Source organism: Candidatus Accumulibacter contiguus, from assembly GCF_036625285.1.
In the GTDB taxonomy this organism is placed as follows: domain Bacteria; phylum Pseudomonadota; class Gammaproteobacteria; order Burkholderiales; family Rhodocyclaceae; genus Accumulibacter; species Accumulibacter contiguus.
Genome location: NZ_JAZKUC010000001.1, coordinates 21,974 through 42,258 on the forward strand (window position 1 = coordinate 21,974; position 20,285 = coordinate 42,258).

A 20,285-nucleotide genomic window follows, 5' to 3' on the forward strand; every position below is an offset into this window, starting at 1 on the left:
GTCCGGAGATGGCCGGAAGTCATGGCTCGTAAAGCAGGTGTCGGAATTCTTTCTATCGCAAAGCGAGTTTGCCCGTCTGATGCGGGTCAGCACCAAGACGCTGCAAAACTGGGAACAGCACCGCCGCAACCCAACCGGCCCCGCGCGCTGCCGCCTTGCTCAAGAGTACTAACGTATCGACCTTCCAGGTGATGCTCTTGCCGTCCACATCGATCAGCACGCTTTCGAGACGTGAGACATTCAGGCTTCTGTCGAGCTGTTACGCACAAGCGACGCAGATAACAAATTTGTAATTCTGCAGTCAGCTTTCTGTTGGTCAGCGTCCGGCAACATCACGCCCATCAGTGATTGACAATGGGTGCTTCCGATGCAAAGCAGTGCGCAGCGTACGGTGAAGGCAGGCCTCGCAGTCAAGCTCCTGACCTGGTTGCTGGCCATGACGACAGCTTCCGCGCAGGCGGAGACCTTGCGCGAAGTGTTCGAGAAAGCGTGGGCGAATTCCCCATCGGGGCGAACGGCAGAGGCGAAACGGGAAGAAGTCGCCGCCAGCCGAACGGTGGCCGAATCCTGGTTTCCTGCCGCCCCGAAAATTGACGCTTTTCACCGCACCGACCGCTGGAACAGCGATCTCGGTAACCAGGAGAGCGAAATCGGCATTTCGATTCCGCTCTGGCTGCCTGGACAGAAGGCTGCGCGCAGGAGCCTTGCCGAGGCCGAAGGCGAAGAGAACGAAGGCGACATCCAGGCGACACGGCTCGCCGTGGCCGGTGAATTGCGCCGAGCGCTGTGGACGCTGGTCATGGCCAGGAGTGAAGCAGAGGTTGCCGCAGAACGCCTGAAAACCGCGCTAGGACTCGAAGCGGATGTCGGCAGGCGGTTCAAAGTCGGAGAAATTGCCCGCTCCGACCTGCTGCTCGCCCGGCAGGAAACCGCCAGTGCGCGCGCAGCCGCTGCCGATGCCCAACTCACGGTGGTGCGCAGCCTGCAACGCTACCGGGTGCTGACCGGTACGGAGCGCTTGCCGGACGATCCGCAGGAGCCCCTCGCGGTGGCCGGCAATCACGCTGTCGATCCCCGCATCGCCGCCGCGCAGGCCGTTGTCGAGCGCGCCCGTGCTGCTCTCAAACTGGCTCAGGAGTCGCGCCGCGAGGCGCCGAGTATCGGTGTGCTCTATCGCCGCGATCGTGACGTATCCGGTGCCACCCCGCGCGACAGCATTGGTTTTGCCATCAGCCTCCCGATGGCCGTCGCAGCGCGCAATGCGCCGCTGATGGCCAGCGCCAACACCGCCCTGATCGAGGCCGAGGCCCGCTATCGACGGTTCGTTGCCGAAGTCGAGGCGGAGGTGTTCGAAGCCGAGGCGCAGCTCGCATCGGCCGCTCTCGGTGCGGTGCTGGCGGTCGAGCGCGAGCAAGCCGCGGCGGAGCGTCTGGCGCTGATGCGCCGCTCGTTCGAGCTTGGCGAAACCTCGCTCGTCGAGCTGCTGCGCGCCCAGTACCAGACCACCGAGGCTCGTATCGAAGGGGTCCGCAGCCGTTCCCGACTATCCGCCGCACAGGCCAATCTGAACCAGGCTAGAGGAATCACGCCGTGACCCGACCAACCTTCATTCCGACCTGGGCCGCTGCTGGTATGACGGCCATTCTGCTGGCGCTGTTTTCCCTGTCTGCGCCGATCATCGCCCATGAAGGCCATGACCACGGGGGCACCGCGAAGCCTGCCGACGCCCGACTGGCACCACGCTTCGAGGTGCGCAGCGAGGATGTGGAAATCGTCGGGGTGCTGGCCGACAAGGATCTGCTCATCTATGTCGACCGCGCCAGCGACAACGGGCCGATTCAAGGCGCACAGATAGAAGTCGAAGGGCAGGGGATCAAAGGGCTTGCCAGTGCGATGGGCGACGGGGTCTATCAAATACCCGCGGCCGCCCTTGCCCAAGCCGGCAAACACCCCCTGACGCTGACGATTCAGGCAGGGGAAATCGTCGATCTGCTCTCCGCCACCCTGGAGGTGGGAGAAGTCCCGGCGGCAGCGTCCGCCAAGGAAACTACCGAACGTCCGTGGTGGCTCTTCGCAGGGATTTCGCTGCTCCTGCTCTGCGGCGGCCTGGTCACGCGTCGCCTGCGGCGCCAGGCAAGAGAAAGGGCGATTCACCATGTCTGATTACCGCAACACCAGCCGTGACGCCCTTGTCCTGCTGTTGGCCGGTCTGCTCACGGTTCAGGTCTGGGCGCACGGCGGTGAGGACCACGGCGACGAGAAGAAATCCACCTCAGCCCCGCTGGCGGTCGCCCCAGTCCACGCCCAAGGCCAGGTGGCCTTCATCGAGCCTGCCTTGCGCTTGCCGGATGGCAGCGTCTTCGTGCCGAAATCGGCACAACGGCAACTGGCGCTACGCACCCAGACGGCACGCAAAGGCGAGTTTCCCCGCACCGTCGAACTCAATGGCCGCGTCGTCGGCGACCCCAATGCGGGCGGACGCGTGCAGACCTTCCAGAGCGGGCGGATCGAGGCCGGCCCGAAAGGACTCGCCGTACTCGGCCAGCGGGTCAGCAAAGGACAGCTGCTCGCCTGGCTGCAGCCGGCGTCCAGCGCCATCGAACGCGGTTCGCAGCAATCGGTGCTGGCCGAACTCGCGGCCCAGGAAACCGTCCTCGAACGCCGTGTCGCACGCCTCAGGCAACTGGAAGGCAGTGTTCCGCAGAAGGACATCGAGCAGGCACAGATCGAACTCGCCGCGTTCAAAAAGCGAAAAGCCGCGGTCGGCGGCAGCCTCGGCCGCGAAGCGCTGGTGGCGCCGGTCAGCGGTGTCGTCATCGCGGCCAACGCCGTCGTGGGTCAGGTAGTCGATGCGCGGGAGGTGGTCTTCGAGGTGATCGATCCACAGCGCCTGGCGGTCGAGGCGCTGGCCTACGACCCGCTGTTGCTCGCCGGCTTGGCCAAGGCCAGCGCGCCGGTGGCCGGCGGCGTTCTCGAGCTTGCCTTCGTCGGCATCGGGCGCACTCTCAAGGAGCAGGCCATGCCGGTACTGTTCCGTGTCGAATTGCCGAAAACCGGCGAGTTGCCTGCGCTTGCGGTCGGCCAGACACTCAAGGTGCTGGCTCAGACCAGCGGGCTCCAGTCCGGCGTCGCTGTTCCTGTCGTCGCCGTGGTGCGCAATGCGGCCAATGAATCGGTGGTCTGGGTGCACGAAAGCGCCGAGCATTTTGTCTCGCGCAAGGTCAGGATCGCGCCGCTCGACGGCCATTCGGTGGCCGTGACCGACGGGCTGAGCGGCGGCGAGCGGGTCGTCGTACAGGGCGCCGCATCGCTGTCCCAGATTCGTTGAGGGCGCGCCGTGTTCAATTTCATCATCAACACCAGTCTCAAGCAGCGCCTGATCGTGCTGGGCGTCTCGTTGCTGCTGATCATTTATGGCGCCCTGACCGTGCGCAGGATGCCGGTAGACGTCTTTCCCGACCTCAACAAGCCGATGGTCACGCTGATGACCGAAGCCGGCGGCATGGCGCCGGAAGAGGTCGAGCAGTTGATCACCTTCCCCGTCGAATCGGCGATGAACGGGATGCCCGGCGTGACGCGCGTGCGCTCCGTGTCGGGTATCGGCCTGTCGGTGGTGTATGTCGAGTTCGCGTGGGGCAGCGAGATCTACCGTAATCGCCAGCAGATCGCGGAGCGTCTCAACCTGGTGCGCGAGCAGTTGCCGCAGGGCATCGTTCCGCAGATGGGGCCGATCTCGTCGATCATGGGCGAGATCCTGCTCATCGCCCTGCCAGCCGACCCCGACAAGGTCAGCCCGATGCAGGTCCGCGAATACGCGGACTGGGTCATTCGCCCGCGCCTGCTGACCATCGCGGGCGTCGCGCAGGTCATTGCCATCGGTGGCCAGGTCAAGCAGTACCGCATTGAACCCGATCCGGCCCGCATGCAGGCGCTGGCAGTGACGCTGAGCGAACTGGGAGCGGCGCTGAAAAACTTCGGCGGCAACACGGCCGGCGGTTTCGTCGATGCGGGTGGGCGCGAATATCTGATCCGCAACATCGGCCGCAGCAGCCGGCTCGAAGACCTGCAGAACCAGCCGGTGGCGACGCGTCAAGGGCAGGTGATCCTGCTCCGCCAGGTCGCCTCGGTCACCTTGGCGCCGGCCATCAAGCGTGGCGATGGCAGTTTCCAGGGCAAGCCGGCCGTCATTCTCTCGGTGCAGAAGCAACCGACGGCGGACTCGGTGGCCTTGACGCGTGCCGTCGAAAGAGCCCTCGCCGAGATGGGCAAGAGTCTGCCGCCGGGGGTCGAAACACCGCAGTTCCTCTTCAAGCAGGCCAATTTCATCGAAGCGTCGGTCAATAACGTCGAGGAAGCGCTGCGCGACGGCGCCATCATGGTGGCCGTCATCCTGTTCCTGTTTCTCGCCAATCTGCGCACGACTTTCATTTCGCTGACTGCCATTCCGGTATCGCTGCTGCTCACGGCGCTGGTCTTCCACTACTTCGGCCTGTCGATCAACACCATGACGCTCGGCGGGCTGGCGATTGCCATCGGCGAACTGGTGGACGATGCGGTGATTGGCGTGGAAAACGTTCTGCGCCGCCTGCGCAGGAACCGCCGCCTGCCTGATCCGAAGCCGGCACTGGAAGTCATTGCCACGGCCTCGAAGGAGGTGCGCTCGGGGGTCGTCTATGCCACACTGATCGTCGTCCTGGTATTCATTCCGCTGTTTGCGCTGCCGGGCATCGAGGGGCGGCTGTTCACGCCGCTCGGAGTGGCCTATATCGTTTCCATTCTGGCCAGCATGGCGGTGGCAATGACCCTTACCCCGGTGCTGTGCTACTACCTCTTGCCGGCAATGAAGCCCATCGATCACGGCGACAGTGCCCTGGTATCCCGGCTCAAGACATGGGACGAACGCCTGCTCAACTGGTCGTTCGATCGCGGCCGACTCCTGCTCGCCGGTGCGGTCATCACCGTGGCGCTGGCGCTGGCATCGATCCCCTTCTTCCCGAAATCCTTTCTGCCGCCGTTCAACGAAGGCACCCTGACGGTCAGCGTGCTGCTCAACCCGGGCACCTCGCTCGCCGAGTCGAATCGCATCGGCACGCAAGCGGAGAACCTGCTTCTGACGGTGCCGGAAGTCACCGAAGTGGGTCGCCGGACCGGTCGGGCCGAACTGGACGAACACGCCGAAGGCGTCCATTCGTCCGAGATCGAGGTCGACCTGAAAGCCTCGGAACGCGGCCGCGAGGTGATCATCGCCGACATTCGCCAGCGCCTCTCCAGCCTGCCGGCGGTGGTCAGTGTGGGACAGCCGATTTCGCACCGCCTCGACCATCTGCTTTCCGGTGTGCGGGCGCAGATCGCGCTGAAGATCTTCGGTGACGATCTGGATACCCTGCACGGGCTGGCCGGTGACCTCAAGGAGCGCCTCGCCCGGATACCCGGCATTACCGATCTGCAGATCGAGAAGCAGGTGCTGATCCCGCAGTACAAAATCCGCGTCGATTACGACGCCGCCGCGCGCTACGGCGTCACCTCCGGCGAGCTGCTGCAACGGCTCGAACAGTTGCTGGCCGGCGAACGGGTCGGCCAAGTCCTGGAAGGCAATCGCCGTTTCGACCTCACCCTGCGCTTGCCGGAAGACGCCCGCGGCGAGCGCGGCCTGGAAAACCTGCTGATCGAGACGCCGACCGGCCGGGTACCGCTCTCAAGCCTTGCCACGATCGAGGATGGCGACGGCCCGAACCAGATCGGTCGCGAGAACACGCGCCGGCGCATCGTCATCTCGGCCAACAGCGATGGTTCCGACATGAGCCGGATCATTGCCGACATCCGCTCCGAAATCGACCGAACAGCGATGCCGGAAGGTTACTTCCCCCTCCTCGAGGGGCAGTTCCAGGCCCAGGAGGAAGCTGCGAGACTGATTGCTGTACTGGCGCTGGTATCGCTGGCCATGATCTACCTGGTCCTCTACAGCCGCTACCGTTCGGCAGTGCTGACGGCCATCGTCATGGGCAACGTGCCACTCGCGCTGGTCGGGTCGGTGGTGGCCTTGTGGATCTCCGGCCAGCCGCTGTCGGTGGCGGCCCTGGTCGGCTTTATCACGCTGACCGGCATCGCCACCCGCAACGGTATTCTCAAGATCAGCCACTACATCAACCTGTGCGCTTTCGAGGACGAGGTATTCGGGCGAAAGATGATTGTGCGCGGCTCGCTGGAGCGGCTGACCCCGGTGTTGATGACCGCACTGGTCGCCGCCTTCGCCCTGACGCCGCTGTTGCTCTCCGCGGACGCAGCGGGCAAGGAAATTCTGCATCCGGTGGCGGTGGTCATTTTTGGCGGACTGATCAGCTCCACCGTGCTCGACACCTTGCTGACGCCGGTCATGTTCTGGCTGTTCGGTGAGAAACCCCTGCAACGCTTGCTGGCCGAAAAAGCGAAAGAGTCCTTTTAACCCTACCCTGTGAGGAAGAATCCATGCAACGCACCCTGATTTCCAGCCTGGCCATGGTGGCTGCTTTAATGTCCGTCGGCAACGGCGTGTTCGCTCATGACGATGCTGTTCTCGACAAAACCAGTGGCTCCCACGGTGGCCAGCTGCGCATGGCCGGCAGCTACCATTTCGAGCTGGTAGTCGCCAAGGACAGCAAGGAAGCCAAAGACAACCCGGTCACGGTCTATCTCACCGACCACGGCGACAAGAAAGTCCCCGCGGCTGTTGCTACCGGTACGGCGACGATTCTAGCCGCGAAATCAAAAATCACGATACCGCTGGCTGCGTCCGGCGACAACAAGCTGACAGGGATCGGGAAATACGCCTCGGATCCCCAGATGAAGGTCGTCGTGTCAATCACTTTCGCTGACAAGAAGACCGAGCAAGCGCGGTTCACGCCGTTAATGTGAAAGTCGCGTATGCGACTCACGAATCTCCCCTCCCCACTTGCGGGGGAGGGGTCGGGGGAGAGGGAAACGGTCATGACTTTCATGATCGGGGGTGCCTGGAAAAGTCGTGACCGTTAGCCACAGCAGCATCCGATGGGCATGGAGATCACCAGCATTGAAAACTGTGGACGGCACCGCGGTGTCGCAATTCGCCCTCACTGCCGGTGTCACCTTCCACTGCAGAGCGTTTGTAATGATCGTACGTTCTGGCCAGCAAACAAGAAGACGAACCCCTCATCGGGTTGGTCTGTTTTTGCGTACTCCCGCGTGTTGGCGCGGGTTCGTGCGGGTTCCTGTGGACTTCGAGGCCTCCCGCAGGCGCCCGGATTTGGCCGTTTCCGGCCAGGAGCAGACGGCGAGGTAGTCCAAGATTTGATCGTTTGGGCGACTGCCCTTCTGTCGAATCCGGCCGCTGCGCGTCGGCCATGAGACGTCCGGAATCATCGATCGGCAGGACAGCGGCTGAAACTGAGTCGAAAAACGTTGGCGATGGCGTTTCAGCTTGGCTCTTTCCCGGTTTCGATGATGGCGTCAAGCGCGGCGACGCCGGCACGCGCCACCTGGGCGTCTTCGCCGGCCTTGACGCCGGAGACCCCAACCGCACCGATGACCATTGCATCGCACAGGATGGGCTCGCCACCTTCCAGGGGAACCACCGGCATGGCGAGCGCGGCAATACGGCCATTGTTCACCATATCCTCGAAGACCTTGCTCGGTTTGCCACTAAGGACGCAGGTGCGGGCCTTTTCCGGGGCTACGGCAGCACTCATGAGCGGTGCACCGTCCATACGCTGCAACCACAAGGCGTGTCCACCGGCATCGCATATGGCTATGCTCACTGCCCAGCCGCGCGAGATGGCTTCTGCCTCGGCTGCCGCCGCGACGAGTTTGGCGTCGTCGAGAGTCAATGCTTTGATGGTTCGCATCGGAAGTATCCTTGAGTCATGCGCTTCGGTTTTCGATCAGGTGATCAGGATGGCGCGTAAATAATAATTGACGTTGGTCAGCGTCGGCCCGGTCACCACCGAGTCGCCGAGCGCTTCGACCTTGTGGACCGCGGGTCCGCAGGCGCGCCGGCCAATACTGCGCGCGCGGCTGATCGAGCGCCGGGGGCGCGACGAGCCTTTTCAGCTCGCCCCGTATACCATCGCCGTCGCCATGATCTCCTCGGCTTCGTGGCGCCGGTGCAGCGCCAAGCCCAGCGCCGCCATGTCTTCGGCCTGGCGCGCCAGAACCAGCTGCGCAAAGGGCAGGAACTCCACTTCCTCCGTGCGCACGTGCTCGTTGAAGCGCCTCACCAGTTCGTGCAGCAGCGCGGAGTCCAGCCGGGGCAGGTCGCCGTTCGCGATGGCTTGCACGGCTGGTTCTAGCTGCTTCCACAGCTGCGCGATCTCGCGATGCTCGCGGACGAGTTGCGCGACCATGGCCTGTGCCCGGTCCGCTTCGTCGCCCGGCCCCGCGATCTGCAGTACCGCAGGGAACAAGTCGCGCTCCTCGTCATCGTGGTGGGCGAGCAAGCGGTCGCGGAACATTTTCAGCACGTCCGCGGCGCACCCGCGCGCCCGTGCGGCGGTGGAGACCATCTCGGGCAGGCCGAGTGAGGTTTCGAGCAGCGTCACGAACCCGACGTGACATCTGGAAAAGTCCTGCAGCGGGGCGGCGGCTTCGGCCGCCTGGCGGGTCGATGTCTCGGACATGGTACCTCCCTTCTCCGAGTTTGCATGTTCGTTTAAGAATACGCAATCCAACGCCCCTCCGCAAGTATGAGTCTGAACGAGGGGTGCGATCGAAAGTATTGTGGGAGAGTGTGTGCCCGGGTGCCGAGACCTGCCACGCCATAGGCGACGTCCATCCCGGCGCCTATGGCCGGATCGTTCGCATCAAGATCGAAAAGACTGGCCTTGAATTAGCGAAATTATAGGTGTATGCTTGATTTCAGTAGTCTCACTGAAAAAGGCAAACCCGTCGAAAGGCGGGGACGCAAAGTCACCGATCTAACGGAAACGGCATGTTTCCCAGGATAGCGGGGCCGCCAGGCTCACAGAGGCAACGTCCGGACAAGTTCCGTTCACGGTACATCCCTCACCAGCCCGTCGGATTTGCAGGCGGTTTCATTCCTGACCCGTAGTTGACCTTGCGCCAGCCCTCGATTGTTGTGGCTAGGCAGTGCGTCCTTATGGCGCTTGCAACAAGGAAACTCGGCGATGGCATTTCCATTCGAAAAGGTAAGCAGCTTCCCCGGCGGTGCCCGCTCGGTGGTGGATTTCGGTCGTCCCCAGATCCTTGTTGAAGCGCCGGCTCGCGTCGCCCAGGGGTTCGAGCGAATGCGCATTGAACTGCCCGTCTGCGCAAGAATGCCCCACGTTTCACCCTCAAGTTTGGCCTCAAGTTTGGCGGCTTGCATGCCGTTGTTTCAACCATACCCTTCGGCAACTTGTTGCCTTGCTCGCCGTAAACATCTCAGGCCAATGAAATGAAAGCGAATTCCGGATTCACCCTGATCGAGGTGATGATCGTCATCGTGATCATCAGCATTCTGGCGGCCATCGCCGTTCCAAACTACATCGAATATCTGACCAAGGGCCGCATCACCGAGGCGGTTAGTGCGCTTTCCAGCATGCAGGTCAGGATGCAACAGCATTTCCTCGACGAGCGTACATACGTTGGCGCCTGTACGGCCAGCTCGGTAGCACCACTGCCGGCCAATACCAGCAATTTCACGTTTGCGTGCTCCGGTCTTGGCGCGGCGGCTTATCAGGTGGATGCCACCGGACAAGGTAGCATGGCTGGCTTTCAATACCGGATCAACATGCTTACGGCGTCTGGCAAGAGCACGGTTGCCCTGCCGAGTGGCTGGACGCTCCCGGCCCCCAGTACCTGTTTCGTCCTGAATAAAGCCGGGGGGTGCTGAGCGATGTTGGGCCGTCGGCGTGGATTCACCCTGATCGAATTTCTGGTGGTGATTACCCTCCTGAGCGTTCTTCTGTCGCTCGGTGTTCCGGCCCTCAGCACCTATATGGCAAATGTCCGTCTGCGTACGGCGGCAGAAAAGGTCCTTGCCGACCTGCAGACGGCCCGCGCCGAAGCCATCCGTCTGAACAGCAATTCCTCGCCTTTTTTTCCTACCGAGACGCCGGCCAACATCGTGATCACCAGCAGTGTGACCGACAGTAGCGGCGGCAATGATCTCGTCTTCACGCCGTTCGGTGGCACCACCCTGGTGGCCCCCGCGGTGTACAGCTTCACCAATCCGGTTGCCGGGGCCTGTCATGCGGACGGTGGCCCGATACGCTGTCTGAATGTTTTTATCACCACCGGTGGCGGGGCTCGCCTGTGCGACCCCGGACTGACCGCCGCTCAAAAAGCAGCGGGAGATACGAGGGCATGTCCATAATGAAGACTCTTGAACGTTCACAATCCGGCATCGTGTTGCTGGAAGCACTGATCGGCATTCTGATCTTTTCTCTGGGTATCCTGTCGATGGTGGCGCTGGGCGCCACCGCCGCCACCGTGCAAGCCGATGCACAGTATCGCACCGAGGCGATGAATCTGGCCGAGCGAGTTTTGAGCCAGATCTGGACCGGGGTCGACCGGACCCAGCAGACCATCAATGGGGTGGTCATGTCCATGGTGAGCGCAAGCTCTCTGACCGATTTCCAGCACTTCAGCGATGGGGACAACTGCGTGTTCACCGGGTCGGCTTCCACCAATCCGGCGATTGTCGACTGGGTAGCCACCTTGCAGCCTACCGGCAAGCCATCCCCGCTTCCCGGCTCCACGGGAAAACAGCAGATCAGAGTAAATACCGCGGTCAACAATCAGGTCAGCATCACGATTTGCTGGCAGGCGCCTTCAGATAACAAATTGCGCCACTATACCCTGGTGAGCTATGTCAACTGACCCTTCCAGGCGACGCATTCTGCCGCGCAAGACTGCGCCGATGCGTCCTGGCAGGGGCTTCACACTGACCGAGTTGCTGGTCGGCGTGGCAATCGGATTGATCGGCATCATCGCCATGTTTCACGTGCTGTCGACCTGGGACAAGACGAAGCGGACGACAGCTGCCGGGAGCGATGCGCAGATTGCCGGGGCGGTGGGTTATTTTCTTCTGGAGCGCGATCTCAAGCAGGCGGGCATGGGATTTGGCGCGGCCAAGAGTACGGTGATGGGTTGTAACATTTCCGCGATCGTCAACGCAACGGCCACGACGACGGCACGTGCCGCATTCACTTTCCCGCTGGTACCCGTGAGAATCAGTCAGGGTGCCAGTGGCGCACCCGACAGCTTGCAGGTGTTATATGGCAATTCTTCCTTCTTTACCGCTGAGCAAGCCTTCAAGGCCTCCACGAGTATCAGCAAGAAAACTGACTCGCGGAATGGCTTCAAAGTGGGAGATGCGGTCATCGTCTCTGACGGTGCAGCGAATTGTGCGCTGATCGAAGTCTCCGGTGATACCAATACCGATTTGCTGACGCTTGATCACGCTGCGGGCAGCCTGCGCTTCAACGCCGCTGCGGGCACGGGAGCGACCTTCAGTTCCGGCCTTCTCTTCAACCTGGGAAAGACGCCTCAGTTGAATACCTGGCAGGTGGCCAATGGTACCCTGGTTGTTACCGACGGCCTGTATCGCAATACTGCCATACCGGTCGCCGATGGTGTGGTCAATCTGCAGGCGCAATATGGCATCGATAGCGATGGCGACTTCAAGGTCGATACCTGGCAGGATGCCGATCCGGTCGACTGGACCCGTCTGCTGGCGGTACGCGTGGCCATTCTGACCCGCAGCCAGCAGTATGAGCCGACGAGCACCGGACCCGTCTATGTCACCCAGACGGCACCTGTTCTGCCCTGGCTGGACAGCAGCAATGCCGCCATTCCCTTCACCATGAAAAATGTGGACGGCACCGACGATAATAATCCGGGGGATGACAATGACTGGCGAAATTACCGTTACCGGGTCTATGGCGGGATGATTTCCCTGCGCAACATGGTCTGGGGAGTATCGCCTTGAGCGCTCCGGCAAAACCGATCGCCCGGCCTGAAGTTGCGCCACGCGGCCATCAGCAAGGCCTGGTGATGCTGATTGCGCTAGTCATGCTGGTCGCCATGACCATGGCGGGTCTGACCATGATCCGCGGGACCGGGGCCGGTCTGGGGATCGCCGGCAATCTGGCCTTCAAGCAGACGGCGACCTCGGTTGCGGATTACGGAGTGGAAAACGCGATCGCCTGGCTCACCAATCCCCTGCGCACATCCGAGGTTCTCAAGACCGACGACACCGCCGCCGGATATTACTCGGCATGGGGCACCGACTTCTCGCCCCTGACCTACGACTGGACGAATTCAAAACTGCTGACTGCCGATGACGGTTTGGGTAATGAAGTGCGATACGTCGTTCATCGTCTCTGCGAGACACCCGGTCTGGCCCCGAACGCCGCTCTCCAGAAGTGTGCGACGGTGAATACACCCTGTGCCAGTTGTTCGAAGGGGGGCGATGCCAGCTCGCTGATCGATTCGGTTCAACCCTATTACCGGATCACTTCACGGGTCAAGGGTCCGCGAAATACGGTCAGCTATATCCAGGTGATCATGTATTAATGGGAAAAGTGACAAAGCATCAAGTCGGATCCCGCCGGGGTTCGATTCTGGTTCGGTAGCGGCAATGCAGGTTGCTGCCAAGGAGACTGCGATGGGAGATTTCGGGAAATTGATGGTGGCTGCTGTCCTGCCAGGCGTGTTCCGTGTTCTTGCGGGCCTTTCAATGGTCATTGCATCGAGTGTGGCGCAGGCCGCATTGACCGATATTTCCGACGCCCCGTTCTACAATTCCACCTCATCGCAGCTCAAGCCGAACATCATGCTGCTCATGGATACTTCCAATTCCATGCGTTTCTCGCACATGCCGGATCAGATCGAGGGAACCAATAGCGGTTTGATGCCGATCGGTTACAAGAGCTATCAGTGCAACATCCTCTATTACAACCCGAACCGGGTTTACGAGATTCCCAAGGATAGTTCCGGGAATCCCTTGCCAACCCCAGTTTCACCGCCGCACCCTACAATTATTACTCGACGGACACGCGGACCGTCGATTTGTCCAGCCTTTTCCAGGCCTATGACACCTCGACCCGGCAATATCAGACGGTCTCGGATCCCCCCCAAGCCGCCTATTACTACCAGCATTCGGTTGCCGGTGCGAAGAACTATCTGAACACTCCCTGTAGCGATGCGGATGTCGGGGCAACGGTTCCCGCCGGCGACGGCGGCACGTGGACGCGCGTCCTGGTTTCGTCGACATCGGGAACCGGCGGGGTCGATGAACGGCAGAATTTTGCCAACTGGTATACCTTCTACCGGACACGGATCAGTCTGATCAAAAGCGCCGTCAGTCTCGCCTTCATGCCGCTGACGGACAGCAGTCGTGTCGGTTTCATCACCGTCAATCCCGATCTGACCGGCAGCGCCAACTACCTGCCGATTGCCGATTTCAATGCGACGCAGCGAAGCAACTGGTTCAGCAAGCTGTTCAGCCAGGTGCCGGGCGGATCTTCTCCTTCCCGTGAGGGGTTGGCGCGTGTCGGTCGACACTATGCCGGCAAGCAGGACAGCATCAACAGTGGCATGAGCGGTGACCCGATCCAGTTTTCGTGTCAGCAGAACTTCACCATCATGACCACTGACGGCTACTGGAACGTGGCCGCCGAAACCGCCGGACCGGTGCAGCTTGACGGTGCGACGCTGGTCGGTCAGCAGGATGGCACGCTGGATACCGTGATCGACAATACCCACTGGACGCAGCGCCCGATGTGGGACGGTGGACCCGACACCTCCCGAGTGAGCACCGACAAGACCACCCAGTACCAGTCGGTCATCTGCGTCAGTCCCTATGCCAACCGGACAACGTCCCAGAACCTGCAGAGCACCTCGCAGAATCTGCAAAGCACCTCGCAGAATCTGCAAAGCACCTCGCAGAACCTGCAAAGCACGCTGCAGAACCTGCAGAGTACTTCTCAACTCACGAAAAGTACCTCGCAGATCACGCAAAGCACGCTGCAGAACCTGCAAAGTACGCTGCAGAACCTGAAGAGCACCTCGCAACTCACGAAGAACACCTCGCAGCTCACGAAAAGTACGCTGCAGAACCTGCAAAGCACGCTGCAAAATCTGAGGAGCACTTCGCAACTCACGAGGAGCACCTCGCAACTCACGAGGAGCACTTCGCAGCTCACGCAAAGCACGCTGCAAAACCTGCGGAGCACTTCTCAGATCACGAGGAGCACCTCACAACTCGCGAGGAGCACTTCGCAGCTCACGCAAAGCACGCTGCAAAACCTGCAAAGCACTTCTCAGGCCACGAGGAGCACCTCGCAGCTCACACAAAGCACCTCGCAGCTCACGCAAAGCACGCTGCAAAACCTGCAAAGCACTGCTCAGCTCACGAGGAGCACCTCGCAGATCACACAAAGCACCTCGCAGCTCACGCAAAGTACGCTACAAAACCTGCAAAGCACTGCTCAGATCACTCAGAGCACCTCGCAGATCCTGGTCAGCACGCTCAAGAATTATCAGTCCACCAGCCAGATTCTCAAGTATGACGCTGCGACCGAACTGACCACGCCCGTGGCAAGCTGTACGCCGGGCGGCAATATTTCTTGCTCGACGGCAACCACCGGTCCGACCCTGGTGGCTTCATGCACTCCCGTGGCGGCTGCAGCGGGCAACCAGTATACGGCAACGACCTGCTCCTCCTCGACCACCGGGCCAAGCGCTGCGGCATCCTGTACGCCTGCAAGCGCTTCCGCAGGCAATGGCTATACCACCACGACCTGCAACACCGTCGCCACCGGGCCAACCCCGGTAGCCGCGTGTACGCCTGCGGCTGCGGCTGCCGGCAACAACTATACGGCGACGACCTGCAACACCGTGAGCACCGGACCCACTGCGGTGGCGTCGTGTACGCCCGTGACCGCTTCTGCCGGCAACAGCTATACGGCAACGACCTGCTCCACCGCCAGCACCGGACCCACCGGCGTGTCTTCGTGTTCGCCAGTAGCGGCGGCGGCCGGCAACAACTATACGGCGACGACCTGCAATACCGTGACCACCGGTCCCACCGGCGTGTCTTCGTGTACGCCGGCGACGGCAGGTGCCGGCAACAGCTATACGGCGAAGACCTGCAACACCGTGACCAGCGGCCCCACCGGCGTGTCTTCGTGTACGCCTGCGACCGCCGCTGCCGGCAACAACTATACGGCGACGACCTGCAACACGGTGAACACCGGGCCCACTCCGGTAGCGACGTGTACACCCGTGACAGCGGCTGCCGGCAACAACTATACGGCGACGACCTGTTCCACCGCCACCACCGGCCCCACCGGCGTGTCTTCGTGTACGCCTGCGGCCGCTGCCGCCGGCAACAACTATACGGCGACGACCTGCAACACCGTGACCACCGGCCCCACCGGCGTGTCTTCGTGTACGCCTGCGACGGCCGCTGCCGGCAACAACTATACGGCGACGACCTGCAACACCGTGACCACCGGCCCCACCGGCGTGTCTTCGTGTACGCCGGCGACGGCCGCTGCCGGCAACAACTATACGGCGACGACCTGCAACACCGTGACCACCGGGCCCACTCCGGTAGCGACGTGTACGCCCGCGACGGCTTCTGCCGGCAACAACTATACGACGACGACCTGTTCCACCGCCAGCACCGGCCCCACCGGCGTGTCTTCGTGTTCGCCAGTGGCGGCGGCTGCCGGCAACAACTATACGGCGACGACCTGCAATACCGTGACCACCGGCCCCACCGGCGTGTCTTCGTGTACGCCTGCGGCCGCTGCCGCCGGCAACAGCTATACGGCGACGACCTGCAACACGGTGACCAGCGGCCCCACCGGCGTGTCTTCGTGTACGCCTGCGGCCGCTGCCGCCGGCAACAGCTATACGGCGACGACCTGCAACACCGTGACCACCGGGCCCACTCCGGTAGCGACGTGTACGCCCGCGACGGCGTCTGCCGGCAACAGCTATACGGCGACGACCTGTTCCACCGCCACCACCGGGCCTACTGCGGTGGCGTCGTGTACGCCTGTGGCGGCCAGTGCCGGCAACAACTATACGGCGACGACCTGCAACACCGTGACCACCGGGCCCACCGGCGTCGCCTCGTGCACCCCTGTAGCAGCCAGTGCAGGCAATAACTGGACCGCGACGACCTGCAACACGGTGACCACCGGGCCCACCGGCGTGGCGTCGTGTACGCCCGCGACGGCATCTGCCGGCAACAACTATACGACAACGACCTGCAATACGGTGACTACCGGGCCCACTCCGGTGGCGTCGTGTACGCCTGCGGCTGCTTCTGCCGGCAACAGCTATACGGCAAGGACCTGCTCCACTGCCACCACCGGGCCAACCCCCGTGGCTACCTGTACACCTGTGTCCGCCTCTGCGGGCAACAGCTACACGGCAACGACCTGCTCCACTGCCACCACCGGGCCAACCGGCGTAGCGTCGTGTACGCCGGTGGCGGCATCGGCCGGCAACAGCTATACGGCAACGACCTGCAACACGGTGACCAGCGGGCCCACCGGCGTGTCTTCGTGTACGCCTGCGGCCGCTGCCGCCGGTAACAGCTATACGGCGACGACCTGCAACACGGTGAACACCGGGCCCACTCCGGTAGCGACGTGTACGCCCGCGGCCGCTGCCGCCGGCAACAGCTATACGGCGACGACCTGTTCCACCGCCGCCACCGGGCCAAGCCCTGTCGCTTCTTGTACGCCTGCGGCTGCCGCTGCCGGCAACAGCTATACGGCGACGACCTGTTCCAGCGTGGCCACCGGACCCACCGGCGTGGCGTCGTGTACCCCTGCGGCGGCCAGTGCCGGCAACAGCTATACGGCAACGACCTGCAACACCGTGACCACCGGTCCCACCGGCGTGGCGTCGTGTACGCCTGCGGCGGCGTCGGCCGGCAATAGCTATACGGCAACGACCTGCAACACCGTGAACACCGGGCCAAGCCCTGTCGCTTCGTGTACGCCTGCGGCGGCTGCCGCCGGCAACAGCTATACGGCAACGACCTGCAACACCGTGGCTACCGGACCAAGCCCTGTGGCCACTTGTACGCCGGCTGCGGCGGCTGCCGGCAACAACTATACGGCAACGACCTGCAATACCGTGACCACCGGGCCAAGCGGGGTAGCCACCTGTACACCGATCTCGCCCTCCGCAGGTAATGGGTATACCACCACCACCTGTACTACCTCGACCACCGGGCCAAGCGCCGTGTCCACCTGTACGCCGGTGACCGCCAGTGCCGGCAACAGTTATATGACGACGACCTGCTCGACCGCGACCACCGGACCAACCCCGGTGGCCTCGTGTACGCCTGCGACGGCAAGTCTGGACAACAACTGGGTGGAGCAAACCTGTTCGCTGATCGAAACCGGTCCGACCGAAGTGGCGTCCTGTACCCCGGCCTTGCCCATTGCACCGGCTTACGAAACCATCAATTGCGCATATCTACCTGGCCACAAGCTGCAAAAGCGCATTCAGACGGAGGTGACCACGACCCTCTTTAACGGAGGAGTCACCGGCTTCGAAATCGGCCGATCGACGACCAGCGATGATCCGGCTTACGTCGATGTCGACGGCGTCTGCCACCCCGATGCCTCGACACTGACGGCCCCCCTCGGTCCCGTGCCGGACTCCGGACGTTCGAGCATCAGCGACGCCCCACCGCCGAGTCCCTGCAGCGAATGGCCATGCGTCGTCGATTCGAGCATTACCGGAGGCAGCAGCAATTCGCTGGCTGACGTCGCGCAGTACTACTACGTCACCGACCTGCGACCGGAGCTGACCAACGATGTACGCGTCAAGGAAAGTACCGGAGCCGAGGGGGATCGTGCCACTCACCAGCACATGACGACCTTCACTCTGGCACTCGGCGTCTCCGGCACCCTGAATTACAGCCCGACCTACAAGAGTGATCCGGTGGGGGACTTCGCACGCATCCGCTGCAATCCCTTGAGCGGAGGTTGCAACAACACCTGTACGGCGACCGATCCGAGCTTCCCGAACTGCACACCGAAGTCCTGGCCGGTGTGGCCCGATCCGACCCTTGATTACTCCGATGCCACCCGTTACAGCGACCCGAGGTCGATCGACGATTTCTGGCATACCGCGGTCAACGGCCGCGGGCTGTATTTCAGCGCCGACGACCCGAACTCGGTGGTCAGCGGCCTCCAACAGGCGTTGGCAGGCATCCAGTCGATGCTTGGCGCCGGCTCGGCGGCAGCCACCTCGACCATGTCGCCGGTGGCCGGCGACAACGCCGCTTACCGCGCCAGCTACATCTCGCAGGAGTGGGTGGGCGATCTGGCAGCCTATCAGATCAACCCGGCTACCGGGGTCATGAGCACGAGCACTGAGTGGCGATCGCAGCCCTTGCTGGATGCCAAGGTCGGCTCGGCTTGCGACAGGCGGGCCATCTATCTGTTCCGCTCCGGAGCGAGCAACAATCTTGCCAACTTCACCTGGAATACGCAGACCTGTGATGCCTCCAGCCAGCCGACCGGCGATCCCATGACCGGACTGCTTGCCGAAGAGCAGGCCTACTTCGGATCGGCAAACGTGGCGCAATTGAGCCAGTATCCGAGCATGTCGGACGGCAGCGGCGCCACGGTCGACCAGCGGACAGCCGCTGCCGGCGCGAATCTGGTGAATTATCTGCGTGGTCAGCACACCCTCGAGGGGACTGCACTATTCACGACCAATGATCTGACGAAACTCTACCGCGCCCGCACCCATGTTCTGGGTGACTTCGTGAACTCCCAGCCGGCTTTCGTCAAGGGGCCATTCGCCTCCTACGCGGATAGCGGCTATGCAACATTCAAGAGCGACCATGCCGGGCGTACGCCGATGCTCTATGTCGGCGCCAACGATGGCATGCTGCATGCCTTCATCGCGGCGACCGGAGAGGAGGCCTGGGCATTCATTCCGAGACTGGTTCTGCCCAATCTCTTCAAGCTGGCGGACAACAACTACGCCAATACTCACCAGTTCTACGTCGATGGTTCGCCAACGGTGGGGGACATCTATGCAAGTTCCGCCTGGAAAACGATTCTGGTCGGCGGACTCAACAAGGGCGGCAAGGGTTATTACGCCCTGGACGTGACCGATCCGGCAGTTCCGAAAGCCTTGTGGGAGTTCGGCTGGAGCGATGCCTGCTGGGATGGCGTGACTGCCGGGGTAGGGTCCGACTGCCATCTCGGCTACACCTTCGGCCGCCCGATCATCTCGAAGCTCCAGAATGGCACCTGGGTGGTCTTCGTGACCTCCGGCCTGAACAATGTCAACAGCCCCGCCAAGGCCGGCGATGGCGACGGTTATCTGTACGTGCTCAATGCCGCCACCGGCAAGTTGATCTCCAAGATCGCCACCGGTGTCGGCGATGCCACGACGCCAAGCGGACTCAACCAGATCAATAATTTTGTGGATAACACGCTGCTCAACAACACTTCGCTGCGGGTGTACGGGGTGGATATGCTGGGCAATGTCTGGCGTTTCGACGTCAATGACAATCTCGATCCCGATGGTCTGGAGGCTACGCTGCTGGGGACCGCGAAGGACTCGGGGGGGAATCCGCAGCCGATCACGACGCGTCCCGAACTGGCTGAACTCGAAGGAAAGCCGTGGGTCTTCATCGGTACCGGGCGTTTGCTGGGACTCGGCGACCTGCCTGACCTTCATACCCAGTCGGCGTATGGCTTCAAGGACCCGCTGGCAGGAACCCCGGCCTATGCCGACTTGCGCGCTGCCTTGAATCCGCTGCAAATGACGCAATCCGGCCTGTACCGGACCATGGCCTGCAGTGTCGCAAGTTGCACGGGCACCAATGGCTGGGTGTTCGATTTGCCCGACTCCGGCGAGCGGGTCAATATCGATCCGAAGCTGCAACTGGGTACCCTCACCTTCGCCAGCAACGTACCGAGCAATTCCGCGTGCAGCATCGGCGGCTACAGTTGGCTGAACTTCGTGGATTTCCGTACCGGTCTGGCGGTGGCCACCTCACCGGATGCGGCGGTCTCCAGACGTTTGAACGAAACCCTGGCCGTGGGTCTCAACTTCGTGCGTCTGACGGATGGGCGGATCGTGGTGAATGTGATCGGATCCGGTGACAAACCGCCGCAGGTCGTGGAGCTTCCGGTGCTGGTGCCGCCTCCGGCAGGCAAACGGGTGAGTTGGCGTGAGGTGATGAATTAGGGCACTTGGGCACTCGGTTGATTGGCAGGCGTTCTATGGATTCATTATGGAGCGGGTGCTGGCGTTCGGGAAACCGGGCGCCA

15 protein-coding genes, 1 pseudogene and 1 riboswitch are annotated in these 20,285 nt (G+C 62.3%); of the genes and pseudogenes, 13 read left to right on the forward strand and 3 right to left on the reverse strand.

Translation table 11 applies throughout. The features are described 5' to 3' along the window. Positions 1-28: 28 nt before the first annotated feature. The 6 genes and pseudogenes from V5B59_RS26020 to V5B59_RS00155 all read left to right on the forward strand — a co-directional run. Positions 29-172 (forward strand): annotated as a pseudogene (locus tag V5B59_RS26020) (helix-turn-helix domain-containing protein); the annotation flags it as partial. Positions 173-367: 195 nt separating this feature from the next. Continuing rightward, positions 368-1,594 (forward strand): TolC family protein, encoded by a 1,227-nt coding sequence (locus V5B59_RS00135; protein ID WP_169071583.1) that lies wholly within the window; start codon positions 368-370, stop codon positions 1,592-1,594. Next, on the forward strand, positions 1,591-2,163 hold the full coding sequence (locus V5B59_RS00140; RefSeq protein ID WP_169071584.1) for a hypothetical protein: 573 nt from the start codon (positions 1,591-1,593) through the stop codon (positions 2,161-2,163). The genes V5B59_RS00135 and V5B59_RS00140 overlap by 4 nt, the downstream gene beginning before the upstream one ends. Further along, entirely contained in the window at positions 2,156-3,328 is a 1,173-nt protein-coding gene (locus V5B59_RS00145) for an efflux RND transporter periplasmic adaptor subunit (protein WP_169071585.1), read from the forward strand. The genes V5B59_RS00140 and V5B59_RS00145 overlap by 8 nt, the downstream gene beginning before the upstream one ends. 9 nt (positions 3,329-3,337) lie before the next feature. After that, the gene (locus V5B59_RS00150; RefSeq protein ID WP_169071586.1) at positions 3,338-6,442 is read left to right on the forward strand and encodes an efflux RND transporter permease subunit; all 3,105 of its coding nucleotides are present in this window, start codon (positions 3,338-3,340) and stop codon (positions 6,440-6,442) included. Between the two features lie 23 nt (positions 6,443-6,465). Continuing rightward, a complete protein-coding gene (locus V5B59_RS00155; protein WP_169071587.1) occupies positions 6,466-6,891 on the forward strand; it encodes a hypothetical protein in 426 nt (141 codons plus the stop codon). A 536-nt stretch (positions 6,892-7,427) separates the two neighbouring features. On the opposite strand, the gene V5B59_RS00160 is transcribed toward V5B59_RS00155, so the two are convergent. From V5B59_RS00160 to V5B59_RS00170, 3 genes are all read right to left on the reverse strand, one after another. Further along, positions 7,428-7,856: a GlcG/HbpS family heme-binding protein gene (locus V5B59_RS00160; protein ID WP_034912537.1), complete on the reverse strand. Its 429-nt coding sequence runs from the start codon at positions 7,854-7,856 to the stop codon at positions 7,428-7,430. 201 nt (positions 7,857-8,057) lie between these two features. After that, positions 8,058-8,627, reverse strand: a complete 570-nt coding sequence (locus V5B59_RS00165; protein WP_034912534.1) for a hemerythrin domain-containing protein — start codon at positions 8,625-8,627, stop codon at positions 8,058-8,060. A gap of 248 nt (positions 8,628-8,875) precedes the next feature. Continuing rightward, a riboswitch (cyclic di-GMP riboswitch) is annotated at positions 8,876-8,967 on the forward strand. Positions 8,968-8,998: 31 nt separating this feature from the next. After that, complete coding sequence (locus V5B59_RS00170; RefSeq protein WP_169071588.1) at positions 8,999-9,334, reverse strand: hypothetical protein; 336 nt, start codon at positions 9,332-9,334, stop codon at positions 8,999-9,001. A 69-nt stretch (positions 9,335-9,403) separates the two neighbouring features. Between V5B59_RS00170 and V5B59_RS00175 the strand changes: the two genes are divergently transcribed. The 7 genes from V5B59_RS00175 (at position 9,404) to V5B59_RS00205 (ending at position 20,202) form a co-directional block, all read left to right on the forward strand. Next, a complete protein-coding gene (locus V5B59_RS00175) occupies positions 9,404-9,841 on the forward strand; it encodes a type IV pilin protein (RefSeq protein WP_034912522.1) in 438 nt (145 codons plus the stop codon). Positions 9,842-9,844: 3 nt separating this feature from the next. Continuing rightward, positions 9,845-10,324, forward strand: coding sequence for a pilus assembly FimT family protein (locus tag V5B59_RS00180; RefSeq protein WP_169071589.1), 480 nt, complete (start codon positions 9,845-9,847; stop codon positions 10,322-10,324). Continuing rightward, the gene (locus V5B59_RS00185; protein ID WP_169071590.1) at positions 10,315-10,830 is read left to right on the forward strand and encodes a hypothetical protein; all 516 of its coding nucleotides are present in this window, start codon (positions 10,315-10,317) and stop codon (positions 10,828-10,830) included. Before V5B59_RS00180 ends, V5B59_RS00185 begins: the two co-directional genes overlap by 10 nt. A gap of 40 nt (positions 10,831-10,870) precedes the next feature. After that, positions 10,871-11,941, forward strand: a complete 1,071-nt coding sequence (locus V5B59_RS00190) for a PilW family protein (RefSeq protein WP_332351263.1) — start codon at positions 10,871-10,873, stop codon at positions 11,939-11,941. Beyond that, positions 11,938-12,528, forward strand: coding sequence for a pilus assembly PilX family protein (locus tag V5B59_RS00195; RefSeq protein ID WP_169071592.1), 591 nt, complete (start codon positions 11,938-11,940; stop codon positions 12,526-12,528). The genes V5B59_RS00190 and V5B59_RS00195 overlap by 4 nt, the downstream gene beginning before the upstream one ends. Before the next feature lie 64 nt (positions 12,529-12,592). After that, positions 12,593-13,141, forward strand: coding sequence for a hypothetical protein (locus V5B59_RS00200; protein ID WP_332351265.1), 549 nt, complete (start codon positions 12,593-12,595; stop codon positions 13,139-13,141). Next, positions 13,024-20,202, forward strand: coding sequence for a PilC/PilY family type IV pilus protein (locus tag V5B59_RS00205; RefSeq protein WP_332351267.1), 7,179 nt, complete (start codon positions 13,024-13,026; stop codon positions 20,200-20,202). The genes V5B59_RS00200 and V5B59_RS00205 overlap by 118 nt, the downstream gene beginning before the upstream one ends. The last annotated feature ends 83 nt before the right edge of the window (positions 20,203-20,285 follow it).

Excerpts from the sequence above, each read along its gene's own strand:
- V5B59_RS00155 (WP_169071587.1), top strand. The coding sequence starts at position 6,466 with ATGCAACGCACCCTGATTTCCAGCCTGGCCATGGTGGCTGCTTTAATG.
- V5B59_RS00200 (WP_332351265.1), top strand. The coding sequence starts at position 12,593 with ATGCAGGTTGCTGCCAAGGAGACTGCGATGGGAGATTTCGGGAAATTG.
- V5B59_RS00165 (WP_034912534.1), bottom strand. The coding sequence starts at position 8,627 with ATGTCCGAGACATCGACCCGCCAGGCGGCCGAAGCCGCCGCCCCGCTG.
- V5B59_RS00175 (WP_034912522.1), top strand. The coding sequence starts at position 9,404 with ATGAAAGCGAATTCCGGATTCACCCTGATCGAGGTGATGATCGTCATC.
- V5B59_RS00185 (WP_169071590.1), top strand. The coding sequence starts at position 10,315 with ATGTCCATAATGAAGACTCTTGAACGTTCACAATCCGGCATCGTGTTG.
- V5B59_RS00145 (WP_169071585.1), top strand. The coding sequence starts at position 2,156 with ATGTCTGATTACCGCAACACCAGCCGTGACGCCCTTGTCCTGCTGTTG.
- V5B59_RS00160 (WP_034912537.1), bottom strand. The coding sequence starts at position 7,856 with ATGCGAACCATCAAAGCATTGACTCTCGACGACGCCAAACTCGTCGCG.
- V5B59_RS00180 (WP_169071589.1), top strand. The coding sequence starts at position 9,845 with ATGTTGGGCCGTCGGCGTGGATTCACCCTGATCGAATTTCTGGTGGTG.
- V5B59_RS00170 (WP_169071588.1), bottom strand. The coding sequence starts at position 9,334 with ATGCAAGCCGCCAAACTTGAGGCCAAACTTGAGGGTGAAACGTGGGGC.
- V5B59_RS00190 (WP_332351263.1), top strand. The coding sequence starts at position 10,871 with ATGCGTCCTGGCAGGGGCTTCACACTGACCGAGTTGCTGGTCGGCGTG.
- V5B59_RS00135 (WP_169071583.1), top strand. The coding sequence starts at position 368 with ATGCAAAGCAGTGCGCAGCGTACGGTGAAGGCAGGCCTCGCAGTCAAG.